Here is a 19,236-nt window from a genome sequence, read left to right as displayed (position 1 = left end):
TCGTAAATTCATCGTTTAAATGTTATTTTTTATCGATAAAAAACATATTTGTCAGAAATTATTGTGTTATTTCATCGATTTAATAGTGCAGTTCGTCGATATTTTGATAAGAAATAATACTGTAACTTTACTCGAAAACTCACCATATTTAGTAAATAATGAAACAACTTCTACTTATAGTTTTGCTTTTTGTAACTGGACTAAGCCACTCTCAAGTCCTATTATCTTTAATTTTTGGTGACAAGCTTAATTCCGAAGGGCTTGAGTTTGGACTTGAAGGCGGAGTGAATTTCTCCAACATTTCTAATATGGAGACTTCATCTAACATAGCTCCCTTTAACATTGGGTTTTACTTTGATATTCGCCTAAAAAACCAATGGAGTCTCTATACAGGAGTACTGGTAAAGTCTGAATTAGGTGTCGACAAACTCACCGAAAACGATCTGGAATTTTTAAATGCCCGCCTGTATGAAGAGCCGGGCACCTATAGTCAACGTAGTCGTCATTTTATTATCCCCATTCTAATGAAGTACGAATTTAATAATCATATTTACATAGAGGGAGGTGCTCAAATTGGCTGGAGGCGCAAGGCCTGGATCGAATTTAGATCTGACAATGCCGGCATTGAATCCATTATTAAACAGACCAATTCGGATCAATTAAATCGTATGGATGCCGGAGCGGCGTTTGGTGCGGGTTACCGACTTAAAGGAAAAGGATGGAGTTTTGGGCTTCGTTTGTACCACGGATTTACTAATGTGTATAAAGCACGATCAGGCACCAATAATCGAGCATTATTTTTAAAGGTTAGTGTCCCTATTGGTGCCACCAAAGCCAAAGAACGCCGCGAGGCGAAGGCTAAAGAAGAACTTGAAAATAAGAAGGAATAATGCAACCTCTATCAAGTCTTCCTCAGGTTAATGTATCTATTCATTTTGGTAATTTAACAAAGAAATTATTTCACCGAATTTGAACTCCATTTATGAGACCTATTCTGTTTAATTAATCCAACTACAAAAGTGTATCTTTGGCCACTTAATGCTTAACTTCTACACATACAAAAACGAATTGCATGCCGAGTGGGTCACCTTCGTGCATGGGGCCGGTGGCAGTTCCAGTATCTGGTACAAACAGGTTCGTTCGTTTAAAGAACATTACAATGTTTTGGTTTTGGACCTTCGTGGTCATGGGCGCAGCAAACCCAAACTGAGCGATGCCCTTAAGAGCACCTATACGTTTGATGCCATTACAACCGATATATTGGAGGTGCTGGATCATCTAAAGATTCAAAAATCTCATTTTGTTGGCATCTCCTTAGGCACCATTTTAATACGGAATCTAGCAGAATTGCACCCAGAGCGTGTACAGAGTATGATTATGGGTGGTGCTATATTAAAGCTGAATTTTAGATCGCAAGTGCTGATGCGTTTTGGAGTCATTTGTAAATCGGTGATTCCATACATGTATCTGTATAAATTATTTGCATTCATTATCATGCCTCGTAAGGCCCATAAAGAGTCACGCGTTTTGTTTATTAACGAAGCCAAGAAACTCTACCAAAAAGAGTTTATGCGCTGGTTTAAATTGGCCTCAGAGATTAATCCACTCTTACGATTCTTCAGGTTGAATGATATTGGAATCCCCACCATCTACATCATGGGAGATCAGGACCATTTGTTCCTGCCCAACGTTAAAAAAGTGGTTGATAATCACGCACTATCGTCATTACATGTTATTGAAGACTGTGGTCATGTAGTTAATGTTCAAAAACCAGCCATCTTTAATCAGGAAAGCTTGTTGTTCTTACAGCGTTTAAATTAGAGTGCACATTTAATTTTAGCTTCTCTTTTATTATTGGCTATCTCTAAAAAAGAACAAAAACACGATATATTATGATTTTAGGAGTTTGTGAATGGCTAAGTCTTAAACTTGGATGGGACGTATCAATGATACGTGTGGCCTTTGTTATTGGAGTCCTGATATTTGGTGCCGGGCTGGGGCTCTATCTGGTTCTTTGGGTGGTTAAGATGTTTTCGGAATAAGTCAGATTAATAGAATTTATGAACCCTTGTAATTCTCTTTACAAATTGACCTGTTAAAAAGGTATGCTTCTATTAATCCCAAATTTTTTGAAAAATGGAATATTTGTAGACTGCCCGTAAAAGAATGCGTTAAACGGACTATCTAAGAATCAAGTTAACATAACCCTATCTTAAATTCCGGTGGTCGTCAACGTGGCCAGAGGAGTAGTAATCAAATTAAAAGTTTTAAATCATTCATAGAATTAAATTGATATTACACTTTTTAATTTTTTCAAAGAGCAAACCAATTTACAAAACTCTTTGTACGATTTGCCTCAGCAGATGCATTTAGAACAACTTATTGTTATTCAACTATAGTGCATTTGGTCAGGCAACTATAATATGTTAGTTTTACTTGAAACTCATTCATGGTTTTTTTTAGCTGTGTTATTGTTTCTAACAAATATTGTCTAACGCACAGCATTTTATTTTATACTCTGTGCTTTTAAAATAATCCTATGCACAGCAATTTAAGAATTACTCTCTTAACACTTGCAAGTTTATTAATTGTTGTTTTTACGGCTCATTCTCAACAAATTGGACACATCTATAAAGTAGATCTAGAAATTGCCGAAGACCTTCAACGCCGTCAAATAGATCATTATTCAAGAAATGGAAAGCCCGTCTATAAGGGTGAAACTGATTTTGAACTTTATTCGCTCGACGAGGTAGAATCAATAGTAAAAGAGTTTGCAGCAATTCTGGCAGAGCATTCAGAAACATCAGAAGTTACTCATGAACCAGCTAAAGAATCTTTAAATAATATGTTTGGTAATTTTGGCAGTAATGCCCTTGGTAAAAGTAAAATGCGATATTTCCCAAAAAACAAGCTCAAAAAAATTAAAACCAAAGCAGATATTTATTACGAAATTGACTTCGACTTCAAATATGGTGGCGGAAAAAGCCGGGGAATTGCCATGAACAAAGTTTCTAGTGTTTCTTCCATAAAATTTAGTGCCAAAGTTAAAGTAACAGCGTATAACGCTAAACGCAAAGAAATCTGGGAAAAGACAAAAACAATTACCGATTTTTCTGAAGCTTTTGACCCTACTGACATGCCTTTCAGTTCCTCTGAAAAATGGTTTGAATTATATCGAGCCCCCGTCTTATCCAATGGTTTAAAAGAAAAGGAAGGCGATATTCCTGCAAAGGATGTATCAAAAGATGAATATTGGCAGTTATCCCTAGCTGAAATTGAAGCATGTATGAACATTGCTCTAGCCAAGTCTATTGAATAGCCGGTTTATATAATTATTACAAGAACCTCAATCCAACTAATTCTATAATTACTTATTTAGGAAATAGAAACACTACTTGGAATCGAAATTGAGATGATGGACCCAAAACGGGTTTTATTACATTGAAATAATACCCTATCTGAGCATTAATTGGTAACTTCCCTAATTTAAATAATCTACCAAAGCCTCCACCTAAAGGCACTGTCCATCTGTTGTCGCTTGGAGCCTCCCAATCTGAGGTTATGATGGGTGCTGAATTAACATACCATCCTTTCTGTAAATTCTTAACCACAAACACTTGAGAATAGAAAAAGTTAACATCAGATACCACATCATCTGAGCCTGCAAAATCCCAGGTATTTTGTAATAGAGCACCAATAGTCCAGCCATTTTGTTGGGTAAGAGCAATGAATGATGGTCCAGCGGTCCACTTATCTAACCCAATACCCGTCTTTCCTGTTGGTATTCCTAAAGCCACACCATAGCCTGTTATTAATTTTTTAGGCTTGGCTGAGGTTAGAAATAGACTTAAACTGATATCCCCAATACCAGAAGATCGATTATCAAGACCAACAGGTCGTGATATAATTGGAATAATAGTTCTGGTAATAAGATTGAATTTATCACCGAGCGAAAAAGGTATTACTGGTTGAATATTAAGTGTGTTACGGTTTCGATCAAAAGGGCCTACATTAAAGTCTAGGTTATTTTGAAAAGGAACACTGATGAGACTAGCTATGGGGTTTTGAATTTTGTTAGCCAAATCACTAGAAGCTGATTTAGTAGAATCAGCTTGAGCCAGTAGCCCTGATATACAAACAGCCCAAAGTACTAACGCTAAATAAATACTTAGTTTTTTCATTTCATTACCTTTTAAAGTTAAAAATCATTAATAAAGTTAAGTTACATATTTTAAATAGTTGATTACCCACAAATTGTAGTCCATATTCACCTAACTGTAGACAAAAGTCATTTCTTTCAACCATTTAGAAAGCTTCTTCAATACCAAAATAAATGCCGGTACTACCATCAATACCAATACCCAAATCAGCTCTTAGGTTAACATTCTCCTCCTTATTAAATTTAAACCTAAGCCCCGTGCCAAGGCTGTATTTCAAGTTAGAAAAATCAAACTTTAAAATATCTTCTGCCACGTTCCCTAATGTTCCAAAAACTACAAACCCCCATCGCTCGGCAAAGAACTGCCTATGCTCTAGCTGAATCATAGAAAAGAAATTATCCCGGTAGCGACCATAAAAATAGCCTCGCATTTGTACACCTCCAATTGAGGGCAACTTGTAAAATGGGGCATCACCAACGACAGATTCTAAATAAAAATTTCCTGCCAAAACACCTCTCTTATTGGTTTTATAATAGACACGTGCGTCCAGTTGAAACTGAGCAAAAACAAAATCACTCCACTCGGGATAAATGATAGCTCTAAAATATTGATAGTTGCCTTCTGTGGGGTAGAAGAGATGGTCTCTCTTATCCCATAATAAATCTGTTCCTAGACCAATCAATTGCCCACCGTTGGCACCAATTACTGAAGGATCTTCTAACCGTGGATTCCCCATCCTATCTTTTATAGTGGTGTTATCATAATCCACAATAATACCTGTTCTATCGGCAGAAAATAATTCGGGTGGCAACTGAATTGTAAGGGTAGCTGAAAAAGTTTGTTGGGCGTAATTAGTAGTGTCACTATCCGGAACATCATTTCCAATACCCCAAAATTTATTTATAAAGTAGCCATAACTTAATGGCAATTCAAAATACAGCTTGTTCTCAAGGAAATAGTAGACATTATTCATACTAATCTTGTATTGATTATTGGTAGAATAGTAACCGCCAAAACCTATTTTTGAAGGTTTTAAGTTTTGAGATTGCCCTGTGTAAAAAATATAAATCCCACCAGCGCCAAAAGCCAATTTAGACTCCGGGGTATAAAACACATAAGGGTATGCCTTTAATGACGACTTCTTTTTCCCCTGGGAACTATCTGAACTCACTCCTTCAGGACTTTCCATATACACGTTCTGAATAATGGAAGTACTTAAACTATCCATCGTTTTATTGTTTTGACCAAAACAGATCATAAACGGGGTTACAATAAGAACTAAAGTCAAACGCATTTTAGTTTCAATAATTTTCAGAAAAAAAATCACCCCTCTCATTAGTCCTTAGACACCAAAAGGTTAGGGTTAAAAAGAAGGTTTATTACAAACATATTATTCTTAAATCGCTGACGTAATCCATAATCAAAACCGTATTTAAAATTCACCATTAACCGCTGTATAATTGGCCAATATCCTACATTAAAAAACAATGAACTTTTACGGTCAAAATTAGCGGTATTCCAAAACACGTCGTCACCTGAGTCTCGGGTTACTTGCCAATTGTGAGCCCCTGCAATACCAACTTCTAATTTTTCAGATAAAAATTGACTTAATCCGTACTCCAAAGTAAAACGGGATCCGGGACGCACATTGATATCCTTAATTTTTGAATTGGTCTCATAGGTTAACCCTAACATTATGGCACTAGACTTGTCTTCAATTGGGTAATAATATCCAAAGCCTTGAAATTGATGTGTCCAATACCCTAATCCTATATTATCAGGTGCTCCGGTAGTATATCTTCCTGTTGGAGCATAAATGGTATATGCTGTTGTGACATCCGTTTTTTGACCGCCCCAACTCAATCCAAAAGGAATAAAAATAAAATCCCCAAATCCCGTAACTTTCACCGTACTTGTATTACTCAAAGGCACATCTAAGACGTTACCTGGTCCTTCTGTTAAAACAGATACATCTGCACTGACATAATTAGGAGCTATGCCAACAACATAGCGGGCATCTCCAAGGAATTTTAGTTTAGCAGAGGCCCAGGCTATTACGGGTGCACTACCAAATCCATTTAATTTAGTTGTTGCACTTATATCAGGTAAGGCAGGATTGATATCACTTAAACTAAGACCGTCAAATTTGTTACCATTTTGGTCAAAGTATGCCGAACTGGAAGCATAAAAGTTATACCATAAAACGAACAAGCCCGAAGAAGGCGGTTGGGCCATGTCTCTGGTATTTATAAGGCCCGGATAATAATGACCAGCCTGAAAAGCAGAGGCTTGCTGTGGCAACGCACTTAAAGGACTTAAAAGCAACCCTAGTATTACTAAGCGTCTTCTAATCAGTAGCCCGATATTACTAATGTATGTGTTCATCACCTGAAATATTCAATTAAATCTGGGCATCACCTTTGCCTTGCACTCAATCAACTCCTATTCATCTTTAATTACCAAATTTGGTCATGGATAATGGTTTTGGGTTTGGGTACTCTTGAAGTGTTTTGTAATATTCGGTTACTGTTTTTAAATATGGAGCAATAACCCATGCCACAAAACCCACTTGATTCCATTGCTCTCTCGGATCTTGCTTGATGTTATAAATTGCAGGGTAGCCCATACCGTCCACTCTATAACCTCCAATTCCATATTGGCTTGGTGTACCATCAGAGTTTGTGAATTGTCTTGGGTAGATTCGCCAGTGTTTCCATCGTACCGCAGCCACTTCACCATCAATGAAAGTGATTAAACTTTCTCTAGCCGATTTATTTTCACCCGTAAACAAACCCATCTGATTTACCCCATCTATGACCCTATCTTCAGGTATGTCTGCCCCGATAACTGCTGCAAGTGAAGGCATCAAATCATGAATAGACACCATACCATTACTAACAGATGGTTTAATTCTATTTGGCCATTTTATTATCCCAGGAACCCTGAGAGATCCTTCAAGCGCGTCCCCAATTTCACCTCTCCAAGGCCCGGCAGAGCTACCCATAAAGTCCCCATTAGTTCCTTGCGATTGAACTGGTCCATTATCAGAAATCCATATAACAATTGTATTGTTTTCAATCCCTGCATCTTTAATGGCATTCATAATTTGACCGGTCCTGTAGTCTAGCTCCATTACCATATCACCGTATGGACCTGAGCTTGATTTACCGACAAAATCCAAGTGCGAAAGTCCAGGATAATGTACATGAGACCACCCCACATATAAGAAAAATGGTGTTTTTGATTTGGCTTGTTTTTCTATATACTTTACAGAAGCATCGGCAATGTCCTTTTCAATTTGTCGACGGTATTCTAAATCGTAAGCCCGTACCTTAACTAATTCATCTGTTCCGTCTTGAGACTCCCATATATATGGCTGTGCGTTTTGTATAAACTCCTCGGGAAGTCCGGAGCGTCTCATGGTATCCGGATAAAGTGTGCCATCTGTTGTTTCGAGTATTCCAACATGGTACTCATCAAACCCTTGATTAGTAGGCAGGCTTTGTTGCTCTTGACCCAAATGCCATTTACCTACCATACCAGTATCATATCCCTTAGATTTGAACATCTCAGCCATGGTTAATTCACCATCCTGAAGGGTACTTGGGGTACCGGCTACGATAATACTGTTTAGACCAGATCTGGTTGAATACCGCCCTGTCATGAGCGCCGCACGACTTGGAGTACACCCTGGTTCTACAAAAAACTGTGTTAATTGAAGGCCTTCTTTGGCAATTTGATCAATGTTTGGGGTTGGCATTCCCCGTATTTCTCCACCACCATACACCCCCAAATCACCATAACCCATATTATCAGCTAACATAATCACTACATTTGGCCTCTCACCTTGTGCACAGAGATTGCCTGTTATAAACATAAATAAGGCCAATAATACATGGCAATTAAACTTGTTTTGAAAGATAAGCTTCATGATTCACTGGTTTAAATGTTATGACTATTCAATGATCTTGTACTCGTCTATTGAAAGAATACAAAAAGGTAAAGAAGACCTAAGAATTTTAAGTACTTGATTCGCTCAATTACATATAACTATAGACTAAAATGCAGTATCCGAAGATGATTGGATTATTTTTAATCCCATTTGCTTTTTAATACATGTCACAAGGATCATATCCTGTTTCTAAACGTGACTATCTTGAAGATGATAGGATCGGGTTACAACCCTGAAAGAATTTCCTTAAAACAAAAAAGCATCCCGATTTTCACTAAGTGAAAAAAGGAAAGCCTTTCATTGTTCAACTCTCAATTTCCTTGAGAATCTCACTACATATCCAGATCTTACTCTGGACAACACAACGTCTTAATACTAAAAAAGCTTCTCTGTCAAGAAGTTCTAATATTAAGTTGACTATTAATTGCATTACCCAATAAACGAATGTAACTTACCAACTCAAGTTCTTTAAAGTCCTTTTCCTTTTTTTAAGCGCACTTCAGCAGTATCTTTTTAGCATCTGGTCCTACTTCTGTGATACTTATCAATTCTGATACGGTTGCTTTTTAGAATTTAGTTAATTACTAATTTCAAAACTCAAGAGAATATGTTAAAAATCCTTATTAAAGAAGGTGAAAATATCGATCGTGCCATTAAACGATATAGACGAAAAGTAAAAAATGTTAAACAGAAGGAAGAACTAAGAGAACGCAAACACTTCACAAAACCTTCAAAGAAAAAACGACTTCAATTACAGAAAGCCCAGCACAAGGCTGCTTATCTTAGATCACAAGGCCATGAGGATATTTAATCAATTCAAGAAATTTGATTAAGGAGAATGAGTTGGTTTCAAATAGATCAAATGTTTAACCTTCACCTTTAAAAATTTTGGTATGAGACAGCTAAAAATTACTGAGAAAATCACCTCAAGGGATACTGTTTCTCTTGACCGGTATTTACTAGAGGTAAATAAACTCCCATTGATTAATGGTGAAAAAGAGGTGGAACTAGCTAAGCTCATTAGAGAGGGTGATAATAAAGCATTAAATACTCTAGTCTCAGCAAATTTACGTTTTGTGATTTCTGTTGCTAAACAATATCAGAATCGTGGTTTAAATTTGCCTGATCTTATAAACGAAGGTAATATGGGCTTGATTAAGGCTGCCCAGCGCTTTGACGAAACAAGAGGCTTTAAGTTTATTTCATATGCTGTTTGGTGGATAAGACAATCAATAATTCAATCCATCTCTGAAAACTCAAAAACAATCCGACTTCCTTTAAATAAGGTGTCAATGATGCAAAAGATGTATAATTTTCAATCGTTTTTTGAGCAGGAATATCAACGCCAACCTACAATAGACGAAATAGCACAACATATAGGAACTTCTAAAGAACAAATCCTACAATGCCACGAGCATTCTAAAAAACATATTTCCATGGATGCTCCGGTAAAGGAAGATTCGGAATCCACTCGGTATAACCTTATTGAAAATTTAAGTAGCCCAAAACCAGATGCTAATTTGCTACATGAGTCGATGTGCTCAGACATTAATACAGCATTGAGCGGACTTTCCGAACGTGAGGCCGATGTGCTTAAATTGTATTTTGGATTGAATGGGGATGAAGCTATGAGCTTACTGGAAATCGGCCATACTTTCAGCATTTCTCGTGAACGTGTAAGACAATTGAAGGATTTGGCTATTAAAAAATTACGCCTAAAATCAAGCATACAGGTTCTAGCTAATTACTTAAACGTAACTAGATAAGTTAATAACTACTCAATGAATTCATTATCAGATAAAAAAGACTTAACTTTGCGCTCGTTTAAATTAGAACACCTTTTTAATTATAGGGTATTTCAAGTAATTAGTTAAAAGAGTTTTACTCTCCTTCCTATTTTATTTTACATCACTTTATTTTTTTAGGTCTTAAACTAGATAGAACCTAGGCTTAATAAAAAAGAGCTTTCGTCTTATGCTTATTTACCTCTAATTAAACAAGATTAATTATTAACTTAAAATTTAATGTGATGCAAGAAGGCACCGTAAAGTTTTTTAACAACGCCAAAGGTTTTGGCTTTATCAAATCAAATGAAACCGGGGAAGATATTTTCGTTCATTCTTCTGGTTTAATTTCTGACATTAGAGAAGACGACAAAGTTCGTTTCATGACTGAAAAAGGAAAAAAAGGATTAAACGCTATTCAAGTAGAAGTTATTTAATAACTTATTTTAGTTCATTTTTGTAAAAAGGTTGTCTTTAAGACAACCTTTTCTTATTTCATGAAATTTTATCTGGTTTTAGATAAATAATTTTACCAGGACAGCTGATTTTACTTTAAATTATAGAAGCAAACTTCAGATTATTGTGCACACCTTCTTGGACACCTTTTAAGCAATTTAGACACCCTCCTAAAACAAAAAAGCATCCCGATTTTCACTAAGTGAAAAAAGGAAAGCCTTTCATTGTTCAACTCTTTCCTGACGATTCTGTCAGGATAAGAATCTCACTACTTATCCAGATCTTACTCTGGACAACACAACGTCTTAATACTAAAAAAGCTTCTCTGTCAAGAAGCTTTTTGCGGTCTGGACGGGACTCGAACCCGCGACCCCCTGCGTGACAGGCAGATATTCTAACCAGCTGAACTACCAGACCGTTGCGTAAATGCGAGGGCAAATATACATTGCTTTTTTGACCCAACAAACATTTTTATTCAAAATTCGCTCGCCTAAACAAATTTTTGCCGCTCTACCATATAGGTTGTTAAAATGGGATTAAAGCCCTGCTTGATATCCGCCTCCACGTATTTAATACCGTACTGTCCGCATTTAAGCTTTAAGTCCTTGAAATAGGTAGCAACTGCAGTTTCGTAATCTTGTTTGATATTGTCTGGATACAGATCTATATGATCACCGGTCTCCACATCAATAAATTGCTTGGGGTTGTTATCAAAATCAAAGATATATTCGGTGGCCTTGTCAAACACATGGAATAATACTACCTCGTGTTTATTGTACTTTAAATGGCGAAGCGCTTCAAACAGTTTTTGGTCGCTCTGTGCTGTTTGAAACATATCGGTAAATAAGAAGATCAACGACCGACGATGAATCTTTTCGGCTATTTGATGCAAATAGGTATAGGTAGCGGTTTGTTGGGCTTCATCCTCTTTAATAATGGCATTGGCCAATTGGGCCAATAGCATTTGATGATGTCGTTCACTCCCCTTTTCGGGGGCATAGAATTTATAGGTATCACTGTAAATACTTAAGCCTACGGCATCACGCTGCTTTTTAAGTATATGCATCAACGAAGCACAGGCTAAAGCCGAAAAACCAATTTTATTCAGATTGCTAATATCCGTTGACTTTTTTTCCGGATAGAACATAGAAGGACTGCCATCCAAAATCAAGTGGCACCTTAAATTGGTTTCCTCATCATAGCGTTTGGTATACAGACGGTCTGTCTTAGCAAAGAGTTTCCAGTCGATATGCCTGGTGCTTTCTCCCTGGTTATAGATTTTGTGCTCGGCAAATTCGGCCGAAAAGCCGTGGAAAGGACTCTTATGCATACCTGCAATAAAGCCTTCAACAACCCGCTTGGCCAACAAATCCAGGTTTTTAAACCCTCCTGCCTTATTTAACTCTAATTGTAAATCCATTTGCTAAATGTCCAAACTAAAAAAGGTTTGCCATTACGGCAAACCTTTTATCATTTCTTTTAGAAGTCTGTATTATAACAGGGCGTCTAAAGCTTCAGCATACGCATTTTTAGGTGCTACACCTACTTGACGACCTACAACCTCTCCGTTTTGAAACACTAAAACGGTTGGAATGTTTCTTACTCCGTATTTAGCAGCAAATTCCTGGTTAGCATCAACATCTACCTTTCCTACTACTGCCTTACCATCATACTCTGAGCTGATCTCATCGATGATAGGACCAACCATTCTACATGGACCACACCATGCAGCCCAAAAATCTACCATTACTGGTTTGTCGCTGTTTAAAACTGTTTCTTCAAACGTAGCGTCTGTTATTTCTAATGCCATATTATTATGTGTATATATTCTACTTCAATTAATGTGCAATATTAGTCAAAAAATCACCCATTCCTTACACCCCTAACATTTGTTTTGCTTATATGTGCATTGTTAAACCAAATCTCTATCAGCAGCCTAGACAGATCCCTAATTAATGCCGTACCGCACTTCAATTTCTTCAAGTTCATTCAGCAATTCCTGAGAGATGCTAACCTTTTGTTTTCTACTAGGCATTTGCAACTTGATCTTATCGGCATCATCATAAATCACAAAGTTTAAGGCCTGTTTACCGGTATGCATGCGCAACAGTTCATTAAGCTGTGTCACATGCTCTTTTTCTAAATCGTGAATGCTTAGTTTTATGGATAATTTTTTAGCATAGGTATCCATAACATCGTGCAATAGCTGGAAGTTATTGAATTGAATTCTCGGGTCCCCTTGTTTCCCAGTGTCACGATTGACCCATCCTTCACGCACCAGAACCCGAACATAAACAAAGGAATTGATAACCAGAAAATGACGGAACTTTAGATAGTCTTCTCCAAAAATTCGAAACTCAAAACTATCGTTATAATCTTCTATGGTAAATGCTGCCCAACCCTTACCTTGCTTGCTGGTGCGGTGCTGCACGTCGGCCACCACTCCTCCAAAGGTCACCTCCTTATTGACAATCTGCTGCAGATCATTAAATAGGGAGACCGTCCCATTGCAGAAATTGCGCATTTCAATTTTAAAATCATCCAGAGGGTGCCCGGAGATATAAATACCAACCACTTCTTTCTCACGAGCCAGTTTTTCCATGGTTCCCCAGGTTTCGCAAGGTGGTACTTGTGGTTCTGCTATTTGCACCTCGCTAGCCGCTCCAAATAAGCTTACCTGAGCCGAGTTCTCATTTTCCTGATGCTTGGCTCCATATTTTATAGCCTTCTCCAAAAAGGTAATACCATCTCCATCCTTTGCAAAATACTGAGCTCTGTGGGTTTCAGAAAAACAATCGAATCCTCCGGCATTGGCAAGCCCTTCAAAAGACTTTTTATTGGCCGCCCTTAAATCGATACGTTTGGCCAAATCAAAAATGGATTTGTAATGACCATTCTCTTTTCGGTCATCCACTATGGTGCGCACCGCCCCATGACCGACTCCTTTAATAGCACCCATTCCAAAGCGCACAGCATTGTCCTGATTTACCGAGAACTTATAATAACTCTCATTCACATCAGGCCCAAGAACTGGCAAACGCATACGCTTACACTCTTCCATAAAGAAGGTCACCGATTTAATATCATTCATATTATTAGACAGTACGGCTGCCATATATTCGGCCGGGTAATGGGCTTTTAGGTAAGCCGTTTGGTAAGCAATCCAAGCATAGCATGTTGAGTGCGATTTGTTAAAAGCATAACTCGCAAAGGCTTCCCAGTCTTTCCATATTTTTTCCAGTTTGTCCTTGTCCATGCCCTTAGAAGCTGCCTGGTCAATGAACTTGGGCTTCATCTTGTCCAGTACCGCCTTCTGCTTTTTACCCATGGCCTTTCGCAGGACATCTGCTTCACCCTTGGTAAAATCGGCTAGTTTTTGCGACAATAACATGACCTGCTCCTGATAGACCGTAATCCCATAAGTCTCCTTGAGATATTCTTCCATCTCTGGCAAATCGTAATCAATGTCTTCCCGCCCATGTTTACGAGCGATAAAGCTTGGTATGTATTCCATGGGACCGGGACGATAGAGGGCATTCATAGCAATAAGATCATCAAAAACGGTGGGCTTGAGATCCTTCATATGCTTTTGCATCCCCGGTGATTCGTATTGGAATATCCCAACCGTTTCACCACGCTGGAAGAGCTCAAAGGTCTTTTCATCATCCAGAGGGAAATTCTCAGGATTCAATTGCACTCCATGCTTCGCCTTCACGATTTTGACCGTATCCTTAATTAAGGTCAAGGTCTTTAACCCCAAGAAATCCATCTTGAGCAATCCAGCACTCTCCACCACAGAGTTGTCGAACTGTGTAACGTACAAATCGGAATCCTTAGCTGTGGCTACGGGAACAAAATTGGTAATATCGTCAGGTGTGATAATCACACCACAAGCATGAATCCCTGTATTTCTAACAGACCCTTCCAATACTCTGGCTTGATTCACCGTTTCGGCTTCCAGATCCTGACCTTCGGAAATATTGAGCAGTTCATTGACCTTATCCAGTTCCTCAGAACGGAACTTCTTAGCCAATTCCTTCTCTGGGACCCCAAAGATCTTCCCGAGTTTGGACATGTTGGGTATCAACTTTGCAATACGGTCGGCATCTCCCAAGGGTAAGTCCAATACCCTTGCCGTATCTCTAATAGACGACTTGGCCGCCATAGTCCCATAGGTGATGATTTGTGCTACCTGATTGGCTCCGTACTTATTGATTACATAATCCATAACGCGACCTCGCCCCTCGTCATCAAAGTCGATATCAATATCAGGCATACTTACACGATCTGGATTGAGGAAACGCTCAAATAGCAAATCGTACTTAATAGGATCTATATTGGTAATCCAGAGGCAGTAGGCTACAACGGATCCTGCGGCAGACCCTCGCCCTGGTCCCACTGATACGTCCATATTACGTGCCTCGCGAATAAAATCTTCAACGATTAGAAAGTACCCAGGGTATCCTGTATTCTGAATAACATCCAACTCAAAATCCAGTCGCTCCTTGATGGCCTCTGTTATCTCACCATAACGCTTCTTAGCTCCTTCGTAAGTTAGGTGTTTTAAATAAGCATTCTCACCGCGCTTGCCTCCATCTTCTTCATCTTCAGCATGCTTGAATTCCTCAGGAATATCAAATTTGGGTAGCAGGACATCGCGAGCCAACTCAAAGGGCTCAATCTTCTCTACTACCTCCTCAATGTTGATGATGGCCTCAGGGACATCCCTGAATAGAGCCTTCATTTCTTCAGACGACTTGAAGTAGTATTCCTGATTAGGCAAACCGTAACGGTAACCGCGACCACGACCTATAGGGGTCGATTGTTTCTCACCATCCTTAACGCAAAGCAAAATATCATGGGCATTGGCACTTTCCTGATCTACATAATAGGCATTGTTTGTGGCCACTAGCTTCACCTCATGTTTTCTAGCCAACTGGATCAACACCTGGTTCACACGGTTTTCATCTTCCTGATTATGACGCATTAGCTCCACGTACAAATCATCACCAAATTGTTCCTTCCACCAGATTAAGGCAGCTTCGGCCTGGGCCTCACCAACATTAAGCACCTTACTTGGCACTTCACCGTATAGGTTTCCAGTAAGACAAATGAGGTCTTCTTTGTATTGCTCGATTAAGTTTTTATCAATTCTTGGTACATAATAAAAACCATCGGTAAAGGCTTTGGAGGAAAGTTTAGCTAAGTTGTGATAGCCCTTCTTATTCTTAGCTAGAAGTACAATTTGATAGCCGTTGTCCTTTCTAGTTTTATCTTCATGATTCTCACAGACAAAAAACTCACATCCCACAATTGGGGTAATTAATTTGCCCTTGGGAGTTTCACCTGATTCTTCGGCAGCTTTATGTTGCGCCTTAACACTTTTGTTGTGGTTGGAAATTGCTTGTACAAAATGAAAGGCACCCATCATATTCCCATGATCGGTCAAGGCCACCGCTGGCATCTCTTCTATGGCAGCCGCAGAAACCAAATCCTTGATACTTATGGTGGACTGAAGGATGGAGAATTGAGAGTGGTTGTGCAGGTGTACAAACTCGACTGCTGCTAACTGCTCTTTAAGATCGCTACTTATCTCTGTGGTGGCGGAATCGTCCAGTGCTTTCTGAAGACGCTGATTAATCTTAGCACTTTCGCGCTTGAGATTGATATGCTTTAAACCAATAAACTGGATTTGCTTAGGGTTCTGCTTTGTAAACTGCTCAAAATAATCTGGCTGCACATCCAGTTGCTCCTTGGTGTATTCGCGTCTTCTGATGAGCTCCAGAAAACAACGTGTAGTGGCTTCCACATCGGCCGTCGCGTTGTGCGCCTCGGCAAATGGAATATTAAATAAAAACTGATGTAACTCTGTTAAGGTTGGTAACTTAAATTTACCACCACGGCCACCAGGTATTTGACATAAGACTGCCGTATGCTCTGTACAAGTATCCAAAACAGGCAATTCCTGTAATGGGTTAACAACATCACCTCGTACAAACTCTGCACCCATAACGTTGATGTCGAACTTGACATTCTGTCCAACCACGAACTTGGTCTTAGCCAAGGCTTTGTTGAACTTATCCAGAACCTCATTTAGAGGGATTCCTTGTTCCTGTGCTAATTCCGTTGAAATACCATGCACTTTTTCGGCATCGTATGGTACATTAAATCCTTCTGGGGTAATAAGATAGTCCTCATGTTCTATACAATTACCCATGGCATCGTGCAGTTGCCATGCAATTTGAACGGCTCTTGGCCAATTATCTGTATCTGTAATGGGCGCATCCCAACGTTTAGGAAGACCCGTAGTTTCCGTATCAAATATTAAATACATAAAGTACTATTGAAGTCAAAAAAGATAACTTTAAATATAACAATTAAGGGCCGTTAGAGCCCTAAAAGTTATCACAAGATGTGAACAAGCTTATTGGTCTTCTTTGAGTTGAACCTCAAAGAAAATACCATTAGATAGTGCCTGAGGATTTTGACCGTCCGGATCAAACGCCTCAAAGAAAAAAGTACCCGTAAAGGAATTATTGGATTCATTTCTGGAAGTGATTTCCACCTGTCCCAAATCGCGATAGACGGAGACAGATTCATCGGGTTCAACAGCCGTTGAAAAGGTGGTTCCAAAACCATCGATATACTCAGCTCTTGAACTATTTTCTGGACCCAGAGGCCTGACTCCAACACTAGCCGATGTTAATGTAAGTATCACTGTTTCAAAATTATTAGTACCAGTGATCACTAGATTTCCTGTTGGATCATACTTAGCACTGAAGGAGGTCGCGCGCCACAATTCATAATTCACATCAGCCTGAAAGGCAGGATTGTTAAACTGCACGTCTGAGCAATTACTGACTAGCAAACCAATCATAATTAGCACTCCAAATACACGCTTTAATTTCAACATCTTCATTGCTTCGTTTTCAAAAATTGAAACGTAAAAATACACTTTTTTAGTACTTCCAAATAAATACCCCTAAAGCGCTGTAAATTAAAAAAATGTCATAACTTTGCGCCCTCATTAATAACAGAGGTCGAGAACCTCACAAATTAATTTTTATGCCAGTTAAAATAAGATTACAAAGACACGGTAGAAAGGGAAAACCTTTTTACTGGATTGTTGCTGCAGATTCAAGATCAAAGCGCGATGGTAGGTACCTAGAAAAAATAGGAACTTACAACCCAAACACTAACCCTGCTCATATTGACTTAAATGTTGATGACGCTGTAAAGTGGTTAGAGAATGGTGCGCAACCAACGGATACTGCGAGAGCAATTTTATCTTACAAAGGAGCTTTACTTAAGAAACACCTTAATGGTGGAGTGAAGAAAGGAGCTTTAACTGAAGAGCAGGCTGAAGCAAAATTCAACGCCTGGATCGAAGAAAAAGCTGCTAAAGTTCAAGCAAAAGCAGAAGGTATTTCTAAAGCTGCTGCTGATGCTAAGGCCAAAGCTCTTGAAGCTGAAAAAGCGGTTAATGAAGCAAGAATTACAGCTGCTGCACCAGTAGTTGAGGAAGAAGTTGCTGAAGAAACTGAAGCTTCTAACGAAGAAGAATAAGACTTTAAAATGTCATATTTTTAACCCAGACCTTGTGTCTGGGTTTTTTATTTGATTCAACCATGAAAAAGACAGACTGTTTTTATTTAGGACGCATTGTAAAGAAATACAGTTACAAAGGTGAGCTTCTGGCTAAGCTAGATACCGACGATCCTGATCTTTACGATAATCTGGATGCTATTTTTATTGATATTCGTGGTCGACTTATTCCTTACTTTATAGAACATTCACAACTCCATAAATCGGATTTACTGCGCTTAAAATTTGAAGATGTAGATACCGAGGAGGATGCCGACGCACTATTAAAGTCGGAATTGTATTTACCCTTAAGTATTTTACCCAAATTAGAAGGGAATAAATTCTACTTTCATGAGGTTATTGGGTTTCAAATTGTCGATGTCAATTTTGGAGAGGTAGGCACCATTATCGCAATTAATGACAGTACGGCTCAAGCCTTATTTGTATTAGATCGCGATGGTCAGGAAATCCTGATTCCTATGAACGACCAGTTTATAAAGGAGGTCAATCGAGACACTAAAACCATTAGCGTTGAAGCACCAGAGGGATTAATAGACCTTTATTTAGAGTAAATGTCACAACAAGTATTTCAGTTTAAACAATTTCAAATTAAGCAGGATCGCTGCGCTATGAAGATTGGTACCGATGGGGTATTACTCGGGTCCTGGGTTCCAGTCGAACATTTCCCTGAAACGGTTTTAGACATCGGTTCAGGCACTGGCTTATTGTCATTAATGCTGGCCCAAAGAACATCGCATGCTTTTATTGAAGCTATAGAAATTGACCCGGATGCTTATGAGCAATGCAGTGAGAATTTTGAAGGGTCACCCTGGGCCGATCGCCTATTCTGCTATCATGCAGCATTGTTGGAATTTGTAGAAGAAGTAGAGGATGTATTTGATCTTATCATTTGCAACCCGCCGTTTTATAATCCTAGTCATAAATCTGGTGATAGTTCACGAGATCTGGCCCGATTTCAAGACGCCATGCCTTTTGAGCATCTCATATATGCTGTTAGGCACTTATTATCCCAGGGCGGTCGTTTTGCAACCATTATTCCTTATGAATCGGCAGAAGTTTTTACACAACTTGCTCACTCTGCAGGATTACAATTAAACAGATGTTGCGTTATTAAAGGAACCCCAGAGTCCAATCCCAAACGTCAACTCCTAGAGTTTTCATTCAATGGCAGCGATACTAAAGCAGAGACACTCATTATTGAAACTGAGCGCCATAACTACACTGACCAATACATTGCTCTAACCAAAGAGTTTTACTTGAAAATGTAGAGGCATTCTAT

The 19,236-nt window shown here is 38.7% G+C and carries 18 protein-coding genes and 1 tRNA gene; 10 read left to right on the top strand and 9 right to left on the bottom strand.

Annotated features, from left to right (window positions below):
• Positions 1 to 158: 158 nt before the first annotated feature.
• From DN064_RS02695 to DN064_RS02680, 4 genes are all read left to right on the top strand, one after another.
• On the top strand, positions 159 to 890 hold the full coding sequence (locus DN064_RS02695; protein ID WP_198659394.1) for a porin family protein: 732 nt from the start codon (positions 159 to 161) through the stop codon (positions 888 to 890).
• A gap of 148 nt (positions 891 to 1,038) precedes the next feature.
• Positions 1,039 to 1,821 (top strand): alpha/beta fold hydrolase, encoded by a 783-nt coding sequence (locus DN064_RS02690; protein WP_115461061.1) that lies wholly within the window; start codon positions 1,039 to 1,041, stop codon positions 1,819 to 1,821.
• 71 nt (positions 1,822 to 1,892) lie between these two features.
• Positions 1,893 to 2,042 (top strand): PspC domain-containing protein, encoded by a 150-nt coding sequence (locus DN064_RS02685; protein WP_115461060.1) that lies wholly within the window; start codon positions 1,893 to 1,895, stop codon positions 2,040 to 2,042.
• A 497-nt stretch (positions 2,043 to 2,539) separates the two neighbouring features.
• The gene (locus tag DN064_RS02680) at positions 2,540 to 3,319 is read left to right on the top strand and encodes a hypothetical protein (protein WP_115461059.1); all 780 of its coding nucleotides are present in this window, start codon (positions 2,540 to 2,542) and stop codon (positions 3,317 to 3,319) included.
• A 52-nt stretch (positions 3,320 to 3,371) separates the two neighbouring features.
• On the opposite strand, the gene DN064_RS02675 is transcribed toward DN064_RS02680, so the two are convergent.
• The 4 genes from DN064_RS02675 to DN064_RS02660 all read right to left on the bottom strand — a co-directional run bounded on the left by DN064_RS02675 (position 3,372) and on the right by DN064_RS02660 (position 8,091).
• Positions 3,372 to 4,181, bottom strand: coding sequence for a transporter family protein (locus DN064_RS02675; protein ID WP_115461058.1), 810 nt, complete (start codon positions 4,179 to 4,181; stop codon positions 3,372 to 3,374).
• A gap of 124 nt (positions 4,182 to 4,305) precedes the next feature.
• On the bottom strand, positions 4,306 to 5,388 hold the full coding sequence (locus tag DN064_RS02670; protein WP_157962210.1) for a BamA/TamA family outer membrane protein: 1,083 nt from the start codon (positions 5,386 to 5,388) through the stop codon (positions 4,306 to 4,308).
• 107 nt (positions 5,389 to 5,495) lie between these two features.
• Positions 5,496 to 6,545, bottom strand: a complete 1,050-nt coding sequence (locus tag DN064_RS02665) for a SphA family protein (RefSeq protein WP_115461056.1) — start codon at positions 6,543 to 6,545, stop codon at positions 5,496 to 5,498.
• A gap of 67 nt (positions 6,546 to 6,612) precedes the next feature.
• Positions 6,613 to 8,091 carry an arylsulfatase gene (locus tag DN064_RS02660; protein ID WP_115461055.1) on the bottom strand — a complete coding sequence of 493 codons (1,479 nt, stop codon included), beginning with the start codon at positions 8,089 to 8,091 and terminating at the stop codon, positions 6,613 to 6,615.
• Between the two features lie 628 nt (positions 8,092 to 8,719).
• Between DN064_RS02660 and rpsU the strand changes: the two genes are divergently transcribed.
• The 3 genes from rpsU (at position 8,720) to DN064_RS02645 (ending at position 10,333) form a co-directional block, all read left to right on the top strand.
• Complete coding sequence (gene rpsU, locus DN064_RS02655; protein ID WP_115461054.1) at positions 8,720 to 8,923, top strand: 30S ribosomal protein S21; 204 nt, start codon at positions 8,720 to 8,722, stop codon at positions 8,921 to 8,923.
• An 82-nt stretch (positions 8,924 to 9,005) separates the two neighbouring features.
• Entirely contained in the window at positions 9,006 to 9,878 is an 873-nt protein-coding gene (locus DN064_RS02650) for a sigma-70 family RNA polymerase sigma factor (RefSeq protein WP_115461053.1), read from the top strand.
• Between the two features lie 263 nt (positions 9,879 to 10,141).
• Positions 10,142 to 10,333 carry a cold-shock protein gene (locus DN064_RS02645; RefSeq protein WP_115461052.1) on the top strand — a complete coding sequence of 64 codons (192 nt, stop codon included), beginning with the start codon at positions 10,142 to 10,144 and terminating at the stop codon, positions 10,331 to 10,333.
• Positions 10,334 to 10,695: 362 nt separating this feature from the next.
• On the opposite strand, the gene DN064_RS02640 is transcribed toward DN064_RS02645, so the two are convergent.
• From DN064_RS02640 to DN064_RS02620, 5 genes are all read right to left on the bottom strand, one after another.
• Positions 10,696 to 10,769, bottom strand: a tRNA-Asp gene (locus tag DN064_RS02640).
• Positions 10,770 to 10,842: 73 nt separating this feature from the next.
• Positions 10,843 to 11,772 (bottom strand): DUF58 domain-containing protein, encoded by a 930-nt coding sequence (locus DN064_RS02635; protein ID WP_115461051.1) that lies wholly within the window; start codon positions 11,770 to 11,772, stop codon positions 10,843 to 10,845.
• A gap of 72 nt (positions 11,773 to 11,844) precedes the next feature.
• A complete protein-coding gene (gene trxA, locus DN064_RS02630) occupies positions 11,845 to 12,162 on the bottom strand; it encodes a thioredoxin (protein ID WP_115461050.1) in 318 nt (105 codons plus the stop codon).
• Positions 12,163 to 12,300: 138 nt separating this feature from the next.
• Entirely contained in the window at positions 12,301 to 16,686 is a 4,386-nt protein-coding gene (dnaE, locus tag DN064_RS02625; RefSeq protein ID WP_115461049.1) for a DNA polymerase III subunit alpha, read from the bottom strand.
• A 90-nt stretch (positions 16,687 to 16,776) separates the two neighbouring features.
• On the bottom strand, positions 16,777 to 17,271 hold the full coding sequence (locus DN064_RS02620; protein ID WP_157962209.1) for a DUF6252 family protein: 495 nt from the start codon (positions 17,269 to 17,271) through the stop codon (positions 16,777 to 16,779).
• 146 nt (positions 17,272 to 17,417) lie between these two features.
• Here DN064_RS02620 and DN064_RS02615 point away from each other — a divergent pair, with 146 nt between their 5' ends.
• From DN064_RS02615 to DN064_RS02605, 3 genes are all read left to right on the top strand, one after another.
• Positions 17,418 to 17,918, top strand: a complete 501-nt coding sequence (locus DN064_RS02615) for a 30S ribosomal protein S16 (RefSeq protein WP_115461047.1) — start codon at positions 17,418 to 17,420, stop codon at positions 17,916 to 17,918.
• 62 nt (positions 17,919 to 17,980) lie between these two features.
• A complete protein-coding gene (gene rimM, locus DN064_RS02610; protein ID WP_115461046.1) occupies positions 17,981 to 18,508 on the top strand; it encodes a ribosome maturation factor RimM in 528 nt (175 codons plus the stop codon).
• A complete protein-coding gene (locus DN064_RS02605) occupies positions 18,509 to 19,225 on the top strand; it encodes a tRNA1(Val) (adenine(37)-N6)-methyltransferase (protein WP_115461045.1) in 717 nt (238 codons plus the stop codon).
• Positions 19,226 to 19,236: the final 11 nt, after the last annotated feature.

This window comes from Winogradskyella aurantiaca, from assembly GCF_003362725.1.
Taxonomy (GTDB): domain Bacteria; phylum Bacteroidota; class Bacteroidia; order Flavobacteriales; family Flavobacteriaceae; genus Winogradskyella_A; species Winogradskyella_A aurantiaca.
This window is presented reverse-complemented; position numbering and strand designations above follow the sequence as displayed.

Excerpts from the sequence above, each read along its gene's own strand:
- DN064_RS02695 (WP_198659394.1), top strand. The coding sequence starts at position 159 with ATGAAACAACTTCTACTTATAGTTTTGCTTTTTGTAACTGGACTAAGC.
- DN064_RS02690 (WP_115461061.1), top strand. The coding sequence starts at position 1,039 with ATGCTTAACTTCTACACATACAAAAACGAATTGCATGCCGAGTGGGTC.
- DN064_RS02685 (WP_115461060.1), top strand. The coding sequence starts at position 1,893 with ATGATTTTAGGAGTTTGTGAATGGCTAAGTCTTAAACTTGGATGGGAC.
- DN064_RS02680 (WP_115461059.1), top strand. The coding sequence starts at position 2,540 with ATGCACAGCAATTTAAGAATTACTCTCTTAACACTTGCAAGTTTATTA.
- DN064_RS02675 (WP_115461058.1), bottom strand. The coding sequence starts at position 4,181 with ATGAAAAAACTAAGTATTTATTTAGCGTTAGTACTTTGGGCTGTTTGT.
- DN064_RS02670 (WP_157962210.1), bottom strand. The coding sequence starts at position 5,388 with ATGGATAGTTTAAGTACTTCCATTATTCAGAACGTGTATATGGAAAGT.
- DN064_RS02665 (WP_115461056.1), bottom strand. The coding sequence starts at position 6,545 with ATGAACACATACATTAGTAATATCGGGCTACTGATTAGAAGACGCTTA.
- DN064_RS02660 (WP_115461055.1), bottom strand. The coding sequence starts at position 8,091 with ATGAAGCTTATCTTTCAAAACAAGTTTAATTGCCATGTATTATTGGCC.
- rpsU (WP_115461054.1), top strand. The coding sequence starts at position 8,720 with ATGTTAAAAATCCTTATTAAAGAAGGTGAAAATATCGATCGTGCCATT.
- DN064_RS02650 (WP_115461053.1), top strand. The coding sequence starts at position 9,006 with ATGAGACAGCTAAAAATTACTGAGAAAATCACCTCAAGGGATACTGTT.
- DN064_RS02645 (WP_115461052.1), top strand. The coding sequence starts at position 10,142 with ATGCAAGAAGGCACCGTAAAGTTTTTTAACAACGCCAAAGGTTTTGGC.
- DN064_RS02635 (WP_115461051.1), bottom strand. The coding sequence starts at position 11,772 with ATGGATTTACAATTAGAGTTAAATAAGGCAGGAGGGTTTAAAAACCTG.
- trxA (WP_115461050.1), bottom strand. The coding sequence starts at position 12,162 with ATGGCATTAGAAATAACAGACGCTACGTTTGAAGAAACAGTTTTAAAC.
- dnaE (WP_115461049.1), bottom strand. The coding sequence starts at position 16,686 with ATGTATTTAATATTTGATACGGAAACTACGGGTCTTCCTAAACGTTGG.
- DN064_RS02620 (WP_157962209.1), bottom strand. The coding sequence starts at position 17,271 with ATGAAGATGTTGAAATTAAAGCGTGTATTTGGAGTGCTAATTATGATT.
- DN064_RS02615 (WP_115461047.1), top strand. The coding sequence starts at position 17,418 with ATGCCAGTTAAAATAAGATTACAAAGACACGGTAGAAAGGGAAAACCT.
- rimM (WP_115461046.1), top strand. The coding sequence starts at position 17,981 with ATGAAAAAGACAGACTGTTTTTATTTAGGACGCATTGTAAAGAAATAC.
- DN064_RS02605 (WP_115461045.1), top strand. The coding sequence starts at position 18,509 with ATGTCACAACAAGTATTTCAGTTTAAACAATTTCAAATTAAGCAGGAT.